Origin of the sequence: Bacillus sp. BS3(2021), assembly GCF_021043345.1 — a bacterium.
GTDB lineage: Bacteria > Bacillota > Bacilli > Bacillales > Bacillaceae > Bacillus > Bacillus paralicheniformis.
Genome location: NZ_JAJNDM010000008.1, coordinates 99,822 through 117,439 on the forward strand (window position 1 = coordinate 99,822; position 17,618 = coordinate 117,439).

The 17,618-nt window shown below is 46.0% G+C and carries 19 protein-coding genes; 14 read left to right on the forward strand and 5 right to left on the reverse strand.

The window, feature by feature from the left end; genetic code table 11:
- Positions 1 to 32: 32 nt before the first annotated feature.
- The gene (locus LQ247_RS17430) at positions 33 to 347 is read right to left on the reverse strand and encodes a PepSY domain-containing protein (protein ID WP_020452616.1); all 315 of its coding nucleotides are present in this window, start codon (positions 345 to 347) and stop codon (positions 33 to 35) included.
- A gap of 136 nt (positions 348 to 483) precedes the next feature.
- On the opposite strand from LQ247_RS17430, the gene LQ247_RS17435 reads away from it, so the two are divergent.
- The gene (locus tag LQ247_RS17435) at positions 484 to 1,557 is read left to right on the forward strand and encodes a M42 family metallopeptidase (protein WP_020452615.1); all 1,074 of its coding nucleotides are present in this window, start codon (positions 484 to 486) and stop codon (positions 1,555 to 1,557) included.
- A gap of 52 nt (positions 1,558 to 1,609) precedes the next feature.
- On the opposite strand, the gene LQ247_RS17440 is transcribed toward LQ247_RS17435, so the two are convergent.
- Complete coding sequence (locus LQ247_RS17440) at positions 1,610 to 2,056, reverse strand: YtoQ family protein (protein ID WP_020452614.1); 447 nt, start codon at positions 2,054 to 2,056, stop codon at positions 1,610 to 1,612.
- 290 nt (positions 2,057 to 2,346) lie between these two features.
- Between LQ247_RS17440 and LQ247_RS17445 the strand changes: the two genes are divergently transcribed.
- The 13 genes from LQ247_RS17445 to motS all read left to right on the forward strand — a co-directional run bounded on the left by LQ247_RS17445 (position 2,347) and on the right by motS (position 15,055).
- Positions 2,347 to 2,667: a thioredoxin family protein gene (locus LQ247_RS17445; protein WP_003184462.1), complete on the forward strand. Its 321-nt coding sequence runs from the start codon at positions 2,347 to 2,349 to the stop codon at positions 2,665 to 2,667.
- 19 nt (positions 2,668 to 2,686) lie between these two features.
- Complete coding sequence (locus LQ247_RS17450; protein ID WP_020452613.1) at positions 2,687 to 3,496, forward strand: DUF1444 domain-containing protein; 810 nt, start codon at positions 2,687 to 2,689, stop codon at positions 3,494 to 3,496.
- 18 nt (positions 3,497 to 3,514) lie between these two features.
- Positions 3,515 to 4,120: a YtpR family tRNA-binding protein gene (ytpR, locus tag LQ247_RS17455; RefSeq protein ID WP_026579063.1), complete on the forward strand. Its 606-nt coding sequence runs from the start codon at positions 3,515 to 3,517 to the stop codon at positions 4,118 to 4,120.
- Between the two features lie 184 nt (positions 4,121 to 4,304).
- The gene (locus tag LQ247_RS17460) at positions 4,305 to 7,211 is read left to right on the forward strand and encodes a DNA translocase FtsK (RefSeq protein WP_231006350.1); all 2,907 of its coding nucleotides are present in this window, start codon (positions 4,305 to 4,307) and stop codon (positions 7,209 to 7,211) included.
- Positions 7,212 to 7,476: 265 nt separating this feature from the next.
- Positions 7,477 to 8,775 (forward strand): UDP-N-acetylmuramate--L-alanine ligase, encoded by a 1,299-nt coding sequence (gene murC / locus LQ247_RS17465; RefSeq protein ID WP_035338179.1) that lies wholly within the window; start codon positions 7,477 to 7,479, stop codon positions 8,773 to 8,775.
- 165 nt (positions 8,776 to 8,940) lie between these two features.
- Positions 8,941 to 9,363, forward strand: coding sequence for a DUF948 domain-containing protein (locus LQ247_RS17470; protein WP_020452609.1), 423 nt, complete (start codon positions 8,941 to 8,943; stop codon positions 9,361 to 9,363).
- 3 nt (positions 9,364 to 9,366) lie between these two features.
- On the forward strand, positions 9,367 to 9,783 hold the full coding sequence (locus LQ247_RS17475; RefSeq protein ID WP_020452608.1) for a YtxH domain-containing protein: 417 nt from the start codon (positions 9,367 to 9,369) through the stop codon (positions 9,781 to 9,783).
- Between the two features lie 20 nt (positions 9,784 to 9,803).
- A complete protein-coding gene (gene ytxJ, locus LQ247_RS17480) occupies positions 9,804 to 10,130 on the forward strand; it encodes a bacillithiol system redox-active protein YtxJ (protein ID WP_020452607.1) in 327 nt (108 codons plus the stop codon).
- Positions 10,131 to 10,279: 149 nt separating this feature from the next.
- Positions 10,280 to 10,855, forward strand: coding sequence for a hypothetical protein (locus LQ247_RS17485; RefSeq protein WP_231006351.1), 576 nt, complete (start codon positions 10,280 to 10,282; stop codon positions 10,853 to 10,855).
- Positions 10,856 to 11,065: 210 nt separating this feature from the next.
- Complete coding sequence (locus LQ247_RS17490) at positions 11,066 to 12,142, forward strand: bifunctional 3-deoxy-7-phosphoheptulonate synthase/chorismate mutase (RefSeq protein ID WP_003184447.1); 1,077 nt, start codon at positions 11,066 to 11,068, stop codon at positions 12,140 to 12,142.
- Positions 12,143 to 12,457: 315 nt separating this feature from the next.
- Positions 12,458 to 13,459, forward strand: coding sequence for a catabolite control protein A (gene ccpA, locus LQ247_RS17495; RefSeq protein WP_020452605.1), 1,002 nt, complete (start codon positions 12,458 to 12,460; stop codon positions 13,457 to 13,459).
- 95 nt (positions 13,460 to 13,554) lie between these two features.
- Positions 13,555 to 14,373, forward strand: coding sequence for a flagellar motor protein MotP (motP, locus tag LQ247_RS17500; RefSeq protein WP_020452604.1), 819 nt, complete (start codon positions 13,555 to 13,557; stop codon positions 14,371 to 14,373).
- Positions 14,363 to 15,055 (forward strand): flagellar motor protein MotS, encoded by a 693-nt coding sequence (gene motS / locus LQ247_RS17505; RefSeq protein ID WP_020452603.1) that lies wholly within the window; start codon positions 14,363 to 14,365, stop codon positions 15,053 to 15,055. The genes motP and motS overlap by 11 nt, the downstream gene beginning before the upstream one ends.
- 63 nt (positions 15,056 to 15,118) lie before the next feature.
- On the opposite strand, the gene LQ247_RS17510 is transcribed toward motS, so the two are convergent.
- The 3 genes from LQ247_RS17510 to LQ247_RS17520 are packed head-to-tail and all read right to left on the reverse strand — an operon-like array spanning position 15,119 to position 17,574.
- On the reverse strand, positions 15,119 to 16,279 hold the full coding sequence (locus tag LQ247_RS17510) for an acetoin utilization protein AcuC (protein WP_095323542.1): 1,161 nt from the start codon (positions 16,277 to 16,279) through the stop codon (positions 15,119 to 15,121).
- A complete protein-coding gene (locus tag LQ247_RS17515) occupies positions 16,276 to 16,920 on the reverse strand; it encodes an acetoin utilization AcuB family protein (protein WP_144499105.1) in 645 nt (214 codons plus the stop codon). Before LQ247_RS17515 ends, LQ247_RS17510 begins: the two co-directional genes overlap by 4 nt.
- A gap of 21 nt (positions 16,921 to 16,941) precedes the next feature.
- Entirely contained in the window at positions 16,942 to 17,574 is a 633-nt protein-coding gene (locus LQ247_RS17520; protein WP_020452600.1) for a GNAT family N-acetyltransferase, read from the reverse strand.
- Positions 17,575 to 17,618 lie beyond the last annotated feature (44 nt).

Genomic DNA, 17,618 nt, shown 5'->3' on the forward strand with positions numbered 1-17,618 from the left:
ATGCGGCCATTTCAGGCCGCATTTTTTTGATGCTATGCTGCGGTATCAATCACATCTACGATCATGCCTGTCTTCGCATCAACCATGACTTCGTACTGTTCAAGCTCTCCGAAAGCAGAACGTGTAATGCCTGTTTTGTACACCATGACGGTTTCGCCGTTTACGGTATAGGCTTCCGGAACGGTATATATCCATGAACCGTCGATCGGGCCTCTCTGTTTAAAAGCGGACTTGACGATGCGCAGCGCTTTTTCAGAAGAAATGTAAGGCTGCATGACATATTGTTTGACAACAACGGCCGCGGCAATGCCGATGCCGGCCCCAAGAAGAAAATGGCGCAGTTTCATCTTTTCAGCACCTCCAAAGCTTGTTTTTTTCATTATACAGAACATGTCCGTCCGTGTTAAGGATAGGCTCTCTTCTGGAAACACATCGCACACTTATGTAAAATGTAGAGAGATACATAAGAAAAGAGGGAAACAGATGAATCAGGAAACGAGAACGCTTTTTCAAACGCTGACGGAGCTCCCCGGCGCCCCGGGAAATGAACATCTAGTCCGCCGTTTCATGAAAAAAGAGCTTGAAAAATATGCTGATGAGATCCTCCAGGACAGACTGGGAAGCGTGTTCGGCGTTAAACATGGACCTGAAGACAGTCCGAAAATTATGGTGGCCGGCCATATGGATGAAGTGGGATTTATGGTGACATCAATCACAGACAACGGACTGCTTCGGTTTCAAACACTGGGCGGCTGGTGGAGCCAGGTTTTATTGGCTCAGCGGGTGGAAATCCATACGGACAATGGGCCGATCCCCGGCGTCATCGCGAGCACGCCTCCTCATCTTTTAACAGATGAGCAGAGGAGACGTCCAATGGATATCAAAAACATGATGATTGATATTGGTGCGGATGACAGGGAAGATGCCGAACGCATCGGTGTCAAACCAGGCCAGCAAATCGTGCCGATCTGTCCGTTTACCCCGATGGCAAATGAAAAGAAGATCATGGCGAAAGCATGGGATAACCGCTACGGCTGCGGACTCAGCATTGAGTTGCTGAAAGAACTGCAGGGAGCAGAACTTCCGAACACGCTTTACTCAGGCGCGACCGTTCAGGAAGAGCTCGGCACAAGAGGCGCGCAAACTGCGGCCAATATGATACAGCCTGACTTGTTTTTCGCGCTTGATGCAAGTCCGGCAAACGATGCGAGCGGCGACAAAAATCAATTTGGCCAGCTCGGCAAAGGGGTGTTGTTAAGGATTTTCGACCGGACGATGGTGACGCACAGCGAAATGAGAAATTTTGTGCTGGATACGGCAGAGACTCATGACATCCCGTATCAATATTTTGTTTCCCCTGGAGGAACCGATGCCGGTCGTGTTCACATCTCAAATGAAGGCGTTCCTTCGGCCGTGATCGGCATTTGTTCAAGATATATCCATACATCTGCTTCCATTATCCACGTTGATGACTACCTTGCTGCAAAAGAATTGCTGCTCAAGCTTGTCAAAGCTTGCGACAGTTCTGCCGTACAATCGATTTTGCGAAATGATTGAACAAAGAGACCCTGTGCCGCTTTACGCACAGGGTCTCTTTTTGATGATACAGCTACCGGCTTTCAAATACGTACGACAACGATTTAATCGCCTGATTGACAGTTTCTACGGTAATGTTCGCTTTGTTTGACAGTTCTTTTAACGGATGATGGAGTGACTCAGGACGGATGATGATCAGCGGCTTGCCTTTGGCAATCGCGTATGAAGCATCCATCGCCGTGTTCCATTGCTTGTATTTTTCCCCGAAAAGAGCGATGACCACATCCGCTTTGTTCATTAAAACGGAAGTTCGAAAATTATTCAAATCCGAGGCTGCATCATCTTTCGCGATCGAATCAGCCTGCTTGCCCATAATTTCTTCACCGATGTTGTCGGAGCGGTCGTGATTTTCCATCGGTCCGACGAACGTGATCGGTAGCTTGAGCGATTTTGCTTTTTCCTTCACTTCTTCACGCCAATTGCTATGTATTTCTCCGGCAAGATAAACGATAAATTCCATACATGCTCCTCCTGACTGTCATGGGATCACGGCGCAAGGCGCCTTAACGGATATTTTTACCCTATTACTTACCATGTTAAACGAGAATGGCTTGATAAAGCAAAAAAATTATGCTTATGATATGAAAGAGGATCGGATCGTTAAGATTTTCCCTTTTTAAAACGGGTAAGATACATAAAGAATCGTCCATCTTTTAAAAAAGCAGGTGGACAGCAAAAGGCTGGATATGGAGCCGGTTGTCTGGTATGATCCGAATGGATGATAAGAACATATATTGGAGGCGTTGAGTGATGAAAACAATCGAGACGAATGAAGAACTGCAAAAAGTTGTGAAAGACGATTTATCCTTGTTGATGTTTTCGGCTGACTGGTGCCCGGACTGCCGTTTTGTAGAACCGTTTTTGCCCGAGCTTGAGGCGAACTATCCGGAATTTACATTCTATTATGTTGACCGTGACAAATTTATTGATACGTGCGCGGAGTGGGACATTTTCGGAATCCCGAGCTTCCTCGTATTTAAAGAAGGAAACGAAATCAGCCGCTTTGTCAGCAAAGACCGAAAAACGAAAGAGGAAATCGAGCAATTTTTGACAGATTCCCTGAATAAGTAGCCGAAAGGAGAGTTCCTCTATGAAAATGACGTCAAGGAAACTTTCCGATATATTAAAAAAACGTTTGCAAAATGACAACTGGTCCTTTCATTTCGATAGGGAAAAAGACACCTTGAGAATCGAGGATAAAAATACAGGAAAAGGCATTACACTCGAACTCCCGGGGATCATCGCCAAATGGGAGCAGAAAAAAGATGATGCGATTGACGAAGTCGTCTATTATACTGAGGAAGCACTCAATGCCATGAAAGGCCAGTCGCAGGAAATGGAAGGGCGGGAAAGTCTCATCTATCCCGTCATCCGCTCGACTTCCTTTCCCGAGAAATCCAGCGCAGGCGTTCCCTTGATTTTTGACGGCCACACGGCTGAAACACGAATATACTACGCGCTCGACCTTGGAAACACATACCGGCTGATCGACGAAAAAATGCTGGAAAAAGAGGGCTGGACAAAGGAAAGGATTCGGGAAACGGCTTCCTTTAACCTTCGCTCGCTCCAAACCGTTGTCAAAGAAGACGCAGTCGCCGGCAATCACTTCTACTTTTTCAGAGCAAATGACGGCTATGACGCCAGCAGGGTGTTGAACGAATCGATTCTCGCAGAGTATGAGAAAAGCGCGGAAGGGACACTGGCGGTGTCAATCCCGCACCAGGATGTGCTGATTATTGCCGACATCCGCAACAATGCCGGATACGATATTCTCGGTCAAATGTCGATGAGCTTTTTTGCAAACGGAACAGTGCCGATCACTGCGCTTTCTTTCCTTTATGAGGATGGAAAGCTTGAACCGATCTTTATTCTGGCTAAAAACCGCCCTAAAAAGAAATGATAGAAAGGAATTTTTCTCATGAACGCATTTTATAATCCAGAAGGCGTAGGCGATACGCTGCTCATCTCATTGAACGATATTCCGCGCGAAGAGATCGCTTTTGAGCGCTGCGGAGACGTCGTGAAAATTTTTCATAAAGACACAAAGGAAACAGCTGGCTATAACATTTTTAATGTCTCCTCATATGTGAGCATTGAGGAAAGCGGAGCTGTTGCGCTTTCCGAATCCTTTGTCCAGGATGTGAATGAAATTCTGGTCCGCAACGGTTTGAAAGATGAGCTGACCGTCGATCTTTCTCCGAAGTTTGTAGTCGGATATGTCGAAGAAAAAGAAAAGCATCCGAATGCCGATAAACTGAGTGTCTGCAAAGTGAATGTAGGGAGCGAGACGCTGCAAATCGTCTGCGGAGCTCCTAATGTTGAAGCCGGCCAAAAAGTCGTCGTAGCCAAAGTTGGAGCCGTGATGCCGAGCGGTATGATTATTAAAGATGCGGAACTTCGCGGAGTGGCGTCAAGCGGTATGATTTGTTCTGCCAAGGAACTGAACCTCCCAGACGCGCCGAAGGAAAAAGGCATTCTTGTCCTTGATGACAGCCGTAAAGCAGGAGAAGCTTTTACATTTTAACGGCATAAAATGAACAAAACTTTCGAATAGATGTAAAAAAGAAGCCGCTGGGTAGACAAACTTGGCGGCTTTTTTATTCGGAGGGCGGACACATGAGAAGGACTTGTCCTTTTCTGGGTGGGGAAGCAGTGGTATACTTAAAACCGTCCCCGAAAAATTTAAGGGAGTTAGAGAGTGATGATTCATGAGCTGGTTTAATAAAATGTTCAGCCTGTTTTTAGGCGATGATGAAGATAATGAAAAACAAAAAAAGCACATAGAAGAGTTTGAGGCGGATTCATTTATAGAGAAAGAAGAAGAAATGCCGCAAATTTCCGACGCAAAAGTCGTATATGAATATCCAAAAGGGAAATTCCGCTTCCCGGTTATACCTGATCAAAACTCGCGGCCGCGGGAAAAGGATGACAGCCGCGAACAAAGGACCCGCCGCCCGGCAGGCCGACACACAGCTTCTCAGCCGAAACCCGGAAATTCCTATCATCATGAAGAGAAAGCGGCGAAAAAACCCTTTAGGCCGTCCGTCATCCCGTCACCGGTTTACGGCTTTCATGAACAGAAAAGAGTCAAACCGGAAAATTATACATATCGTGCAAACAAACAAATGGAAGCGCGTGTCACGCTGTTTAACGAAGAAATTGAAAAAGAGCAGAAGGTTGCCGGAAATAAGCAGCCGGTACGAGAAGAACCTTCCTTGCAAACTGAAAAGAACGGCCGTCCGCTGACTAAAAGCGAGAGCCGCAATCCGGCGTGGCGAGCCGAATTTGAAGATGTTCCACATATGTCGGAGGAAACGGATTTCCGCCGAGAGCAAATCACAGAAGGTGGCGAAGCCGCTGAAGAAAAAGCGCTGCGGCATGAATCCGAACGAACGGAAACCCCTGTCTCAACACATACTCCGGAAGAAACGGAAATCCGCCAAGAGCGAATGACAGAAGATTCTGGGCTCGCCGAAGAGAAAGCGCTGCGGCATGAATCCGAACGAACGGAAACCTCTGTCTCAACGCATACTCCGGAAGAAACGGAAATCCGCCAAGAGCGAATGACAGAAGGCGGCGGGCTTGCCGAAGAGAAAGCGCTGCGGTATGAAGCTGAAGAAGAGACAGCCACCGCATCATGGAACATAACGGAAGAAGAAGCAATTCCCGCCGAGCAAACGCCGGAACAAATCGAAAAGCTTTTGGATCAGATCGAGGAAACCGGAGAAGAGAAGGAAACTGCAGAGGATGCAGAAACCATCGTAGAAGAACATGGGGAGACTAACGGCTCGGACGAAATGCTGCCTGACCCGGAAGCTTCAATTCCAGAAAAGCAGTACACTGGCCGCAGTTCTGAAGTATCCGACCAGAGCGATGGTCCTTCCGATAACAAAAACCGGACAGATTCCAACACGCCGGCTGACGCTCGTGAAGAAACAAGCGGAAGCAGCCAGGCTGGCTGGAGACATGAGCATGCATCATTTTCACCGGAACCGGAAGAGACAGCGTCAAGCGCGGGTGAACCCGAAAACAGCGAACAGGACCGGGAGAGTACAGGGACAGTTGAGGGGCGGCCTGAGGCTCCGCGGAAACGGGAAACAGGAGCTGCTCCGGGATCGAAGAAAGGCTCTGTTCCGTTTAATGTCATGATGCTTGCATCAGATAAACAAAAAGAAAAAGCGCCTCAAGGATATCAGTTCCCGAATATGTCTTTGCTTGATGTGCCTCCGGCGCAAAAGCAGGATGATCAGGCCTGGATACACGAGCAGCGCGAGCTGTTGGACGTCACGCTTGAGAACTTCAATGTCAAAGCAAATGTCGTTCATGTCACCCAGGGGCCTTCTGTGACAAGATTTGAGGTGCATCCTGAACCCGGAGTGAAAGTCAACAAAATTACAAATCTGTCAGATGATATTAAACTCAGCCTGTCAGCGAAAGATATTCGGATCGAAGCCCCGATTCCGGGAAAAAATACGATCGGAATTGAAGTGCCGAATCTGCATAGTAAAATGGTTTATTTGCGCGAAATGATCAGAAGTTCGGAATTCAGAACGAATCCGTCCCCTCTGACCGCAGCCCTCGGACTCGACATTTCCGGAAAGCCCGTCGTGGCAGATCTGAAAAAAATGCCCCACGGGTTGATTGCCGGGGCTACGGGATCAGGGAAAAGCGTATGCATCAACACGATCTTAGTCAGTCTGCTGTTCAAATCGGCGCCGAGGGATGTCAAGCTTCTGCTTATCGATCCTAAGATGGTGGAGCTTGCTCCGTATAATAAAATTCCTCATCTCGTCAGTCCTGTCATCACAGATGCCAAAGCGGCAACTGCTGCATTAAAATGGGTTGTCGAAGAAATGGAGCGGCGCTATGAATTATTTGCCCATTCCGGTGTTCGGGAAATTGAACGATTTAATGAAAAAGTCCGGGAACAGAACATGGGTGAAAAACTTCCTTATCTTGTTGTCGTGATTGATGAACTTGCCGACTTAATGATGGTCGCTCCGAATGAAGTGGAAGAAAGCATCTGCCGAATCGCACAAAAAGCAAGAGCGTGCGGCATCCATCTTCTGATCGCGACGCAGCGGCCTTCAGTTGATGTCATTACCGGCTTGATTAAAGCCAATATACCAACAAGAATAGCGTTTTCTGTATCAAGCGCCGTCGATTCAAGAACGATTATCGATATGGCGGGAGCTGAAAAGCTGCTTGGAAAAGGGGATATGCTGTTCCTGGAGAACGGTTCAGGCAAACCGGTCCGCCTGCAGGGCAACTTTGTTTCCGACCGGGAGATTGACCGTGTCGTTTCACATGTCAGACGGCAGCAGGAGCCGAACTATTTATTTGAACAAGAACAATTGGTCAGACAAAATCCGGCCGGATTTGATCAGGATGAACTGTTTCTGGAAGCGTGCGAATTTGCCGTGGAACAAAACAGCGCCAGCACTTCAAGCCTGCAGCGGCGCTTTCGCATCGGCTATAACAGAGCTGCCAGATTAATCGATATGATGGAAAGGGAAGGCATGATTTCTGAGGCGAAAGGAAGTAAGCCGAGAGAAGTCCTGATTACAAAGGCCGAGCTGGAACAGTTAATAGAAAGTAGTTCACTTTTCGGCTAAACATGGTATGATAGCAGATGGGCGTGTTTTTTTTAGAGCGCCGCATATTAAAGCGCCGGCAGCGGCGTTTTAATCCGTTTTTAAGAGCACTTCCGTGAAAGGGTTCAAAAAAATCCTTTACGCAGGAGGTTTATTCACTCTTGAAAATGTCTGATACTGAATATAATGATGACTTTGAAGAAAACGATGCGGCCGAGCTTAGGTTGCAAATTGAAATAAGCGTCATATACTGGGAAGCAGATAGACGTTTGTTGGAGGTACAATTATGACTGTTTATCATTTTGTCGGAATAAAAGGGACAGGTATGAGTCCGCTTGCCCAAATTCTCCATGATAATGGATATAATGTCCAAGGATCGGATATCGAAAAGTACATTTTTACACAAACCGCTTTAGAGGAGAGAAATATCCCGATATATCCGTTTGATCCGGAAAATATCAAGCCGGGAATGATTGTTATTGCCGGAAATGCTTTTCCCGACACCCATCCTGAAATTGAAAAAGCGCGAGCCGAAGGCCTGCAAGTCGTGCGGTATCATAAATTCCTCGGTGACTATCTGAAGAAATTTACGAGTATTGCCGTGACAGGGGCACATGGCAAAACGTCAACGACGGGTCTTTTATCCCATGTCATCCAGAAAGCAAAACCGACATCTTATCTGATTGGAGACGGGACTGGAAAAGGCTGCGAAAACAGCGAGTACTTTGTGCTTGAAGCCTGTGAATACAGAAGGCATTTTCTGAGCTATCAGCCTGATTATGCGATCATGACAAATATTGATTTTGATCATCCCGATTATTTCGCGAATATCGATGATGTATTTGACGCATTTCAAACGATGGCATTACAGGTGAACAAGGGAATTATCGCATGCGGCGACGACGAATATTTGATGAAAATCCATGCGAACGTTCCAGTCGTATACTACGGCTTTGCCGAGGAAAACGATTTTCAGGCGAGAAATGTCATCAAAAATACCGAGGGCACAACGTTCGATGTTTTCGTCAGGAACACATTCTACGATACCTTCTATATACCGGCATACGGCAGCCATAACGTTCTGAACGCTTTGGCCGTTATCGCACTCTGCCATTATGAACAGGTCGATGTCGATATCATTAAAGAAGGATTGCAAACCTTTGGCGGCGTTAAACGCAGATTTAACGAAAAACATGCCGGCAGCCAAGTGTTGATTGACGATTATGCCCATCATCCGACTGAAATCACGGTGACGATTGAAGCAGCCAGACAGAAGTATCCGGAACGGGACGTTGTCGCAGTATTTCAACCGCATACATTTACGCGCACGCAGTCGTTCCTGAATGAGTTTGCCGAAAGCCTCAAGAAAGCCGATTATGTATATCTTTGCGATATATTCGGATCTGCCCGGGAAAATGCAGGAAAGCTGACGATCGGCGATTTGCAGGAGAAAATCCCGCAGGCGAAGCTGATCGATGAAAATGACACATCGATTTTAAAGGAGCATGAAAATGCAGTGTTAATTTTCATGGGCGCAGGTGACATTCAAAAGTATTTAAAAGCATATGAAAATGTATTAGCATAATGAAAAAGGCAGTGTGAGTCAATCCGCTGCTTTTTTGTACATATGGAGCCGGGAGTTTCTGTTAAAGGAATTCTCTCGTGCGTGTAGAAAAAGTAAATATAAAGGTTTACGATTTAAACAATTGGGTATACATCAATTGTAAGACCTTAGCTCGAGGAGGATAAGATGATTATTATTCTATATTTAAGCGCCGCACTCATCGCTGTCAGCTTTCTTATTCTGGTTATCTATTTATCAAAAACATTAAAATCGCTTCAAGTCACACTCAATCATGTTGCCGCAACGCTGGAAGGTGTTGAAGGACAAATGAAAGGCATCACAGCTGAAACAACGGAGCTCCTGAATAAGACGAACCGGCTCGCTGATGATATTCAGGAAAAATCTTTGAAGCTGAATACGGTCGTGGATGCCGTTCAGGAAGTCGGCACATCGGTCAGGCAGTTTAACAGCTCCATTCAGCAGGTTTCAGAGTCCGTCACATCAGCCGCAGAGCAAAACCGTGAAAAAATTTCTCAAGTTGTCAGCTGGAGCAATGCAGCTTTGGAAATTTGGAATAGATGGAAACAAAAGAAGATGAAGGAGGAATAATTTATGAGTAAAGATGGAATGAATACTAAGGATTTTTTAATCGGCACGTTTGTAGGCGGAATCATCGGGGCAGCCGCAGCTTTATTTTTAGCACCGAAGTCAGGGAAAGAGCTTCGCGATGACCTCGGAAATCAGGCTGTCGTTTTAAAAGATAAGACCGGAAAGCTCACAAGCGAAGCGAGGGAGAGAGGTTCTGAGTACGTCAGCATCGCCAAAGAGAAGACATCTTCGATTTCACAGCTTGTTGCCGACCAGTCTTCACAGATCATGGATAAAGTCAAAGACTTGCGAAACAAAGGTGCTGAAAAAGCTGATGAACTAAAGGAAGAAGCATCGACTAAAATCGAAGAACAGGCTGAAGAAGCCAAAAATGAAATAGAAGATGAAGCAAGGGAAACAGCGGATACCGTCCAGAAATAATGGAGGAAAGGGAGATCACCGTGTCGAAACAGCTCATTCAAACAGAGGATGAATTTAAAAAGCTTGCAGAAAACAACGATACATTTATCTTTTTGAAACATAGTGTGACATGCCCGATCAGCAGGCGCGCGTTTGAAGAATTTGAATCATTCGCCAATCAGCATGAAGACATACCGGCTTATTATCTAAAAGTGCAGGAAAGCCGACCGCTGTCAAACTATATCGCTGAGCAGTACGGAATTAAACACGAAAGTCCTCAAGCCTTCATTTTTACAAACGGGAACGTGAAATGGCACGCCTCCCATTCGCAAATTACAGCTCAAGCACTTGCGGAAAACAGCAGATAATCCGCAGGTAAAAACGGCCAAGACGTATAGCGTTTTGGCCGTTTTCTATGTTGTTATGATGCTTTTGCCTCATGGAAATGCCTTTTTAGGAAAATGTATCGTTTGATCCATGGTTGTACGTTATAATTAATAAAACAGGAGGTGATGAGTTGAACACTGAATTAAAGGACATGCTTCAATCCGTTCTAAAAGAAGAATTGAGTCCGATCAATCAGCGTCTTGATGGAATCGACAAGCGCTTAGACAAAATCGACGCACGCTTCGTTGAGGTCGACAAGCGCTTCGATGAAGTGGATGCACGCTTCGCTGAGATCGACAAGCGCTTCGATGAAGTGGACGCACGCTTCGCTGAGATAGACAAGCGCTTCGATGAAGTGGACGCACGCTTCGTTGAGATAGACAAGCGCTTCGATGAAGTGGACGCACGTTTCGTTGAAGTAGATAAGCGCTTTAACGCAATCGACAAGCGCTTCAAAGAAATAGACGGGCGCTTAAACAAAGTAGAAAACCGCTTAAACGCAATGGACAAGCGGCTGAATCGGCTTGAAACAGATATAGATGAACTGAAAAGAGGACAGGAGAGGCTCCCGAAAACGATCATCGAGAACATCGGACAATTTACGGAGAACATTGTCGAACATGCCGATGATAAGGCGGCTGCCTTGAATGACAGGGTTTTTAGCGTCGAAACCGCAATACAGAGAATATACAGGTTATCAAGTTAAAGAATCAAACAGGATTCTTTTTTTTATTCTTCCGACAAACACCCGCACAGCAAGGGATAAACTGCATATAATGCTTTATCGCTTAAAAGCGTTTTGGTAATAAAGAATTTTTTCGTGACATTTTAAGAAACATTGTTTATAATAAACCCTAATCAATTGAATCATTCTTATTCTCATAGAGGGTGAAGTTAAAAAGAAAGGATGGATAACATGAGCAACACTGAACTTGATTTGCTGAGGCAGCAGGCGAATGAATTAAACTTGCAAATATTAAAGCTGATTAATGAGCGAGGAAGAATCGTTCAGGAGATTGGAAAAGCGAAGGAAGCGCAAGGCATCAACCGCTACGATCCAGTCAGAGAAAGAGCGATGCTGAACGAAATTATTGAAAATAATGACGGACCGTTTGAAAACTCGACGATCCAGCATATTTTCAAAGAGATTTTCAAAGCTGGACTTGAGCTTCAGGAAGACGATCACAGCAAAGCACTGCTCGTTTCCCGCAAGAAAAAGCCTGAAAATACGATCGTTGATTTGAAAGGCGAAAAGATCGGCGACGGAGAACAAAGATTTATCGTCGGTCCGTGTGCGGTTGAAAGCTATGAGCAAGTAGCCGAAGTTGCAGCCGCAGCTAAAAAGCAAGGCTTGAAACTGCTTCGCGGCGGAGCCTTCAAACCCCGTACAAGCCCGTACGACTTCCAAGGCCTCGGTGTTGAAGGCCTGCAAATCTTAAAGCGTGTTGCTGATGAGTATGATCTTGCCGTCATCAGTGAGATCGTGAATCCGCAGCATATTGAAGAAGCCATTGATTACATTGATGTTATCCAAATCGGCGCCCGCAACATGCAAAACTTCGAGCTCTTAAAAGCCGCCGGTTCAGTGAAGAAGCCGGTTCTGCTGAAGCGCGGACTTGCCGCAACGCTGAAGGAATTCATCAATGCAGCGGAGTACATCATGTCACAGGGCAATGATCAAATCATCCTTTGCGAACGCGGAATCAGAACGTATGAGACAGCGACTAGAAATACGCTTGATATCTCAGCTGTGCCGATCCTGAAGCAGGAAACTCACCTTCCTGTATTCGTGGATGTCACTCATTCTACCGGACGCCGCGACTTGCTGCTTCCGACAGCAAAAGCAGCGCTTGCGATCGGAGCTGACGGCGTCATGGCCGAAGTTCACCCTGATCCTTCTGTCGCGCTTTCCGACTCTGCTCAGCAAATGGATATCCCGACATTTGAAAAATGGTTAAATGAACTGAAGCCGCTCGTTCAAGTAAAAGCATAAGATTCGTTTATGGACCGCTTTCGAGCGGTCCTTTTTTTAGTTGTCATCAAAAATTGTCGAAAAAATGTCTTATTTTTAATTAAAAAGCTGTTTATTCTTATTTAAATTAATTATAAAAATAAAGGGAACGTTTTCATATTAGGTAAAACCGTGTATAATTTCAGAGAGCCCCTTTTGTTTTGGCAGGTTATGAAAAATAATGTAAACTTGAGTTCTGTTTATTTTACATAAAGTTTTACATTTTGACATTTCTCTACATGAAAATGTTTATGCTATAGGAAAAGAAAAGTGTACCCAGTTGAAGGAGTGGTAAAAATGAGTAATGTGACAATATATGATGTAGCACGCGAAGCAAATGTAAGTATGGCAACCGTTTCCAGGGTTGTGAACGGAAATCCGAACGTCAAGCCGACGACGAGAAAGAAGGTGCTTGAAGCCATCGAGCGTCTTGGCTATCGTCCAAATGCCGTGGCAAGGGGCCTTGCAAGCAAAAAGACGACGACTGTCGGTGTGATCATTCCCGATATTTCCAGCATCTTTTATTCAGAGCTGGCGAGGGGAATCGAAGATATCGCAACGATGTACAAGTACAATATTATTTTGAGCAACTCCGACCAGAATATGGACAAAGAACTTCATCTTTTGAATACGATGCTGGGAAAACAAGTTGACGGTATCGTCTTTATGAGCGGAAATGTCACTGAAGAGCATGTGGAGGAGTTTAAGCGGTCACCAGTTCCGATCGTGCTTGCGGCATCTGTTGAAGAAAAAGGGGAAACGCCGTCGGTTGCGATCGATTATGAACAGGCGATTTATGATGCGGCTACCATGCTGATTGAAAAAGGCCATAAGCGCCTTGCGTTTGTATCAGGACCTATGACTGAGCCGGTCAATCAAGCGAAAAAACTTCAAGGCTTTAAAAGAGCGCTTGAGGATAAGGGGCTGACATTTAAAGAAGAGTATGTCGCAGAAGGCGATTATACGTACGATTCAGGAATGGAAGCGCTGGAGGCGCTAATGAAGCTGGATGAAAAACCGACGGCCGTCCTGTCAGCGACAGACGAAATGGCACTCGGCGTTATTCACGCAGCACAGGATAAAGGACTGGCTATTCCGGATGACCTTGAAGTGATCGGCTTTGACAATACAAGGCTTTCATTAATGGTTCGACCGCAGCTGTCGACTGTCGTCCAGCCGACGTATGATATCGGTGCCGTAGCGATGAGACTTCTGACAAAGCTGATGAACAAAGAGGAAGTCGAAGAGCATATTGTCCAGCTGCCGCATCGCATTGAACTCAGACAATCAACAAAATGATCATGATTAAATAAACGAGAAAGAAAGCAAGTGTTCACAGCTTTTTTCGTGAATTGCTTGCTTTCTTTTCCTTGAGCTGGAGAGATTATGAAAAAATGAAACGATTTGATTATCTGACACCGGTCGGTTTGATTTTGGGTATTTTCATTTTAGTAATCGGCGTTGTCTCTGGAGCGGGGCTTTCCGGTTTTTATTCGTTTATCGATTTGACGTCTTTCTTTATCGTGACGGGCGGATTGTGTGCAGCTGTTTTCATCAGCTTTTCCCCGAAAGATTTAAAAAGAGCGCCGGCTGTGCTGAAGCAGGTCTTTATTTCGGAAGAAGACGATGTACGCGACTTGGTCAAAACCTTTGTCAGCCTGTCTGAACAGGCGCGCAAACAAGGAATTTTATCATTGGACGCCAATATCAATGAAATGAAAGACCCGTTTTTGAAAAAAGGTCTGCTTCTTGCCATCGACGGATGGGACGAGGAGACGATCCGTAATGTGATGAACTCGGAAATCGCCGCGATGGAAGAAAGGCACAGAAAGGGAAGAAGAATCTTTGAAAAAGCGGGGGAATTTGCCCCTGCATGGGGAATGATCGGAACCCTTGTCGGACTCGTCATGATGCTCAAAAACCTGAACAAGCCGGAAACGCTCGGTCCGAATATGGCGATCGCCCTTTTGACGACGCTTTACGGATCCCTTTTAGCCAACATGCTGTTTATACCGATCGCCGCAAAGCTTGAAGAAAAGACTGAGAATGAAATCTTTAAGAAGCAGGTCATGATCGAAGGCATCATCGGCATCCAGTCGGGAAGAAATCCGCGAAATCTGGAAAGCCAGCTTGTCGTTTTCAGTTCAAAAGAAGAATGGGCAAAAAAGCGGGCGGATCATATAAAACAAAAGGACAGGGCTCATGAAGCTTAGACATGAACGAAGAAAGCGCGAGCAGGGTCGCAAATCGTCAAACTGGATCATCACGTTTTCGGATTTGATTACGCTCATCCTCGTGTTCTTTATTTTACTGTTTTCGATGTCGCAAATCGATTTAAACAAATTTAAAGCAGCAGTCGGTTCATTTCAAGACAGGGCCGACGGCAAATCCGCCGCAGAGCTGAAAAAAGAAAACGCGGACGATCAGAAGGCTGAAAAAACGGCTAAAAGCCAAGAAGATTTATTAAAGAAAATCAACGACTATATTGAAAAAAATGAACTGTCAAGTTTGATAGCGGCCAAGCGTGATGAACGGGGCATCATCCTCGTCCTTCAGGAAGCGGTTTTGTTTGATTCGGGAAAAGCGGATCTGAAAGACCAGGCTCACCCGCTTTTGCATAAAATCGCCGTCCTTCTCAAATCAGTGTCCAACCCGATCCGTGTGGAGGGGCATACGGACAGCCGCCCGATTTCGACTTACCGTTTTCCATCCAATTGGGAGCTTTCTGCGGCAAGGGCGAGCACTGTGATCGGCTACTTTACGTCGAAAGAAAAGCTCGACTCTTCACGTTTTCTTGCCATCGGTTATGCCGATACAAAACCGGTCAAGGACAACCGCACAGAGAGCCATATGAAGGAAAACAGGCGCGTCGAAATTGTCATCGCAAAAAAATAAATGAGAAGAAAGCAAGGTCTTGCATAAAAGCAAGGCCTTTTCTGTACGCCGGGATTTTTCGCATTAAGTGGCGCGCTTGGCAGAGCGAATCGGATAAAGAGCTTTGGCAACGGTTTGGGCGTTTTTTTCCGTTATTTCGGATTTTCTTGGAATCGGAGGATACAAATCTGCCGGGTCGGACCAGTTGGCAGGAAGTCGGACAGATGCCTGCTTCCCCCACTTTTTCAGCCATTTTTCAGGCATCTTATCCTCAGGTTTCATTCCTTTCATTTCAAGCCAGATTCTTGCCCATGCCCTCGGTACGACGCGCCAAATGTCGTACCCGCCTCCGCCGACAGCGATCCATCTTCCGTTGCAATAGGTGTGTGCAAGTTCGTGAGCGAGCTTTGGAATCTCTTCGTAAATCTTCATCGTCGTGCACAAGTGTGTCAGCGGATCGTAGTAATGCGCGTCAGCTCCGTTTTGCGACAAAATAACGTCCGGTTTGAAAAACTCGGCTATTTCAGAAACAGCCGTCCGGTAGGATTCAAGAAAAGACTCATCTTCTGTGAAGGCATCGAGCGGGATATTAAAAGCGTAGCCGTAGCCTTCGCCATGACCTCTTTCCTGTACTTGCCCCGTTCCCGGGAAAAGGTAGCGGCCGGTTTCATGAATCGAGACGGTACACACGGAAGGATCATCATAGAACGTAAACTGCACCCCGTCGCCGTGATGGGCGTCCGTATCAATATATAAAACCTTCGCATGATATTTTTTCTGCAAATATCGTATCACAACTGAACTGTCGTTATAGACGCAAAATCCTGAAGCTCTTCCTCTGAATCCGTGGTGAAGCCCGCCTCCGAGATTGAGGGCGTGTCTTGCTTTGCCCGTCATGACATAGTCTGCAGCTGTCAGTGTTCCGCCCACCAAAAGGGAGGCGGCTTCGTGCATCCCGGCAAAGACAGGGGTATCTTCTGTTCCAAGCCCGTAGTTTTCGCTTTCGGCTGCCGGGAGTTTTCCCGCCCCTGCAAGCTGGACAGCCTTGATATAATCGCCTGTGTGAACAAGGCCGAGCTCGGCTTCTGTCGCTATGCGCGGAGCAATCGTTTCTCCCGGTTCAAATGCGCCGACCGTATTCAAAAGATCGTATGTTACATAGACTCGCAGCTGATTAAACGGGTGATCTTGATGAAATTGATAGGTTTGGTAAGAGGGAGAAAAAATAAATACGCTGTCCTTCATGGCAAATCCCTTTGAACAGCCGGCCAAAGAACCTGATACCCTTTGGACTTCACGTCTTTGATGATAGAGGCGGGATTCATTGTTTGAACGCGAAACACGAGTATTTTCGAATCATCTTCATCACCGGGATATACGAGCACGCTCAATATGGCGATTTGGCGCCTGCTGAAAATGGCGCTGATATCAGCGAGGCTACGGGCGATATGATCGGTTTTGATTTCGATTTGGGAGCCTGGAAAATGGGCTCCTGTCAGCTGGACGAACGTATGCAGCAAATCGGATTTTGTCACAATGCCGACAAGCTTCCCGTTTTTTACGATCGGGAGGCAGCCGATTTCGTGTTCGAAAAAAATAGCTGATATTTCTTCGGCAAAATCAAGCGGGTGACCGGTGATCACTTCTTTTGACATAATCAGTTCCACCGGCTTTTTTAAATCTTCGTGAGATCTGTTTTGGGCAAAAATACTCGGACTTGCTGTTTTGACGTCCCTGTCCGTGACGATGCCTATGACCGTTCCCCGTTCATTGATGACGGGAAGGTGTTTAATATGAAATGTTCGCATGCGTTTGATCGCTTCTTCAATCGTATCCGTTCTGGAAAGTGTCACAACATCCCGTTTCATGATTTTTTCAACAATCATATTCAGGTCCCCTTTGCTCCCTTAATACATAAAACGATTGTGGAATCTGAGTCTGTCAAAACGCTCGATCGACTCCTGACTGACCTCTTTTCCGATGCGGGCCATTAAACAGTTGGCGGGATGGGAGCTGATTTCCGGATCGTCTGTCGCAAACCAGACAAGCCCTCCGGCATTCATCATTTTCTCCATCATCTTTCTGTATTCCCAAACATCTTTATTAGTCCCCTTTAGATCCCAATGCCAGTAATATTCAGTCGTGATGATGATATATTTTTCCATCTGTGGATCCATCATGCTGACCGCAAGCAGCGTCTTCCCGACAGAGTGACCCCTGAACGCCGGAATGACTTCGATGGCTCCAAGCTCAATTAAATTTTCCATGTTTCCTTCAGACCATCTTTCAAGCGGGTCTGGATAAACATATGTCACATAGCCGACAATGGTTTGCCGGAAACGGGCGATGATGATCCGTCCTTCGGGAAGCCCTGCGATTTCGATTAATGCTTCATGTTGTTTTTGAGATGGGCGAAAGGCTGTAAGCTCGTTGTGAAATTCATATTGTGCGAGTTTTTCGGGACTGATAGGGCCCTCTATCAGCACGGAGCCTTTCTCGGTCTGCAATTCTTTGGCATGATAAGTTTTGTGATGGTCCACGTATCCACCGCCTTACATCTTAGTTGAAGTCTTTTATACATAAT